Source organism: Microcoleus pseudofavosus SVA1_A4 (assembly GCF_036700565.1).
Lineage (GTDB): Bacteria > Cyanobacteriota > Cyanobacteriia > Cyanobacteriales > Microcoleaceae > Microcoleus.
This window is the reverse complement of sequence record NZ_JAUBPE010000178.1, coordinates 1-1,838: the sequence shown is the minus strand read 5'-3', so window position 1 is coordinate 1,838 and position 1,838 is coordinate 1. Positions and strand designations below refer to the sequence as shown.

1 protein-coding gene is annotated in these 1,838 nt (G+C 45.3%); it reads right to left on the bottom strand.

Annotated features, from left to right (window positions below):
• Positions 1-82 precede the first annotated feature (82 nt).
• On the bottom strand, positions 83-1,741 hold the full coding sequence (ltrA, locus tag QUA02_RS33275; RefSeq protein WP_333033997.1) for a group II intron reverse transcriptase/maturase: 1,659 nt from the start codon (positions 1,739-1,741) through the stop codon (positions 83-85).
• Positions 1,742-1,838: the final 97 nt, after the last annotated feature.

Below are 1,838 nucleotides of genomic sequence, written 5' to 3'. Positions count from 1 at the left end.
TGTCGGGTGAGGTTCGAGAGTCACCTCTCTCCCCTCCCCTAAGAACGCAGCATGAGAGTTTCCAGCTCACTGCGCTCAAGCCTTATTTCAAGCGAGATTTGACTTGGGTTTTGTGTACCTGTTTATGGCATGGTTTATGCAACTGCTGAAGATTTTCCACGTCGTCAGTTCCACCCTCAGCGACAGGTACTATGTGATGGGTTTCGATTTCTTCCCCGTTGAGTAAAGGTTCGCCACATTCTGGGCACTTCCAGTTTTGGTTTTCTGCTATCGTATAAAGTTTAGTCCCTTTATCAAAGCGGGTTTTTCCAAGCTTCTGGTGGCGTTTTTCCCAATACTCTTTTAACGAGGGGTCGTCGGGGCTAGCGTCACCCTTGACTTTTATATGGCGAACGATAGAAGTAGATCCAATTTGGTAAAGGATAAGTTCTTTGTCCTTAGCCCGTCTGTCGCTTGTGGTGCAAGCGAACACCCATTTAACGCCTTTAATGGTCTTGAAGTAACGTTTGCGTACCCATTTAGTATTCTTGTTGGGGTGTCTACGCTTTGCCCAACGCCAAAGGTATTGCCATAATCTATAGGAAATATAGCTGAAGGTTTCTTTGCTCACAACCCCTTTGTAGTAGTTAGCAAAACCTCTGAGAATTGGATTGAGCTTCTTGATTAGGACTTCCTGTTCTACACCACTCAGGTTTTTGATTTCTTCCCCCAACCGCTTGCAGAAGGCTAGCACCTTCTTTTTGGACGGTTTGATGAGAAGTTTCCCATCGTAGTGCTGGGAATTGAACCCCAAAAAGTCGAAGCCATCTTCCATAGACGTGATGACCGTCTTCTCAGCGCTTAATTCAAGACCTCGTTTTGATATCCATTCTTGTATCAAGGTTTGAGCAACTTCGAGACTTTTTCTGTCTCTAGCCGTAACGATGAAATCATCGGCATACCGCACCACCCCAAGTTTCGGATTAGTGGCTTTTATAAATGTTTCTAAGCCATGTAATCCGATATTGGCAAGTAGGGGTGAGATAACTCCTCCCTGTGGTGTGCCTTGTTCCGTAGGATTTAGTTTCCCTTGGAACACAAACCCCGCTTTTAACCATCCTTTGATGAGTTCTCTCTTTGGGAAATTACCCAACATGGTCAGAATGGATTCATGAGCGATGTTATCAAAGAATCCCTTGATATCAGCTTCTAGAACCTGGATGTGTCCGCCTGCACGGTTGAACCCTACTTTGTTAAAACATTGTTCAATGGCATCGTGACAGCTTCTCCCCGGTCGAAAACCATACGAGTGTTGCTCAAATACGGATTCCCATTCGGGTTCTAGCGAATTCTTTACTATTGCTTGCTCGATTCTGTCGCGCACGGTCGGGATGCCGAGCGGTCGTTTCTTGCCGTTAGGCTTTGGTATCTCTACCCTTCGAGTTGGTTTGAGGTTTCCCCCATCCCAGTTGTTTACCAGAATCACCCGTTGCGACGGGGTATTGACAATCTCTTTGTCAATTCCTGCTGTAGCTTTGCCTTGATTGGTCTGGGTAATACGTCTCACAGACAATAGTAAATTTGCGTAGCTTCGTAGCATCAACTTCTGCAAGCTTCGCAGCTTACGGAAGTCACCAAGTTTTCTCGCACGAAAGATTCTCTGACGCAGGTTTCTAACGAGCTTGTTAACCTTTCTCCAGCTAATCTGGTTCCAATCTTCAAGTCGTTTCCTCAGTCCGTTTGTTGTCGTAATTGACACCATCTAACTTGTCCTCAGATTTGATTCCTTTTGTTGGATTCATTTTCGTATAAGACCCAGAAGAAGTCAGCTTTCCTTTCGGTCAGAGGTAATGCTTCAA

Bases quoted from the DNA above. Each gene is read 5' to 3' on its own strand.
- ltrA (WP_333033997.1), bottom strand. From the start codon at position 1,741: ATGGTGTCAATTACGACAACAAACGGACTGAGGAAACGACTTGAAGAT.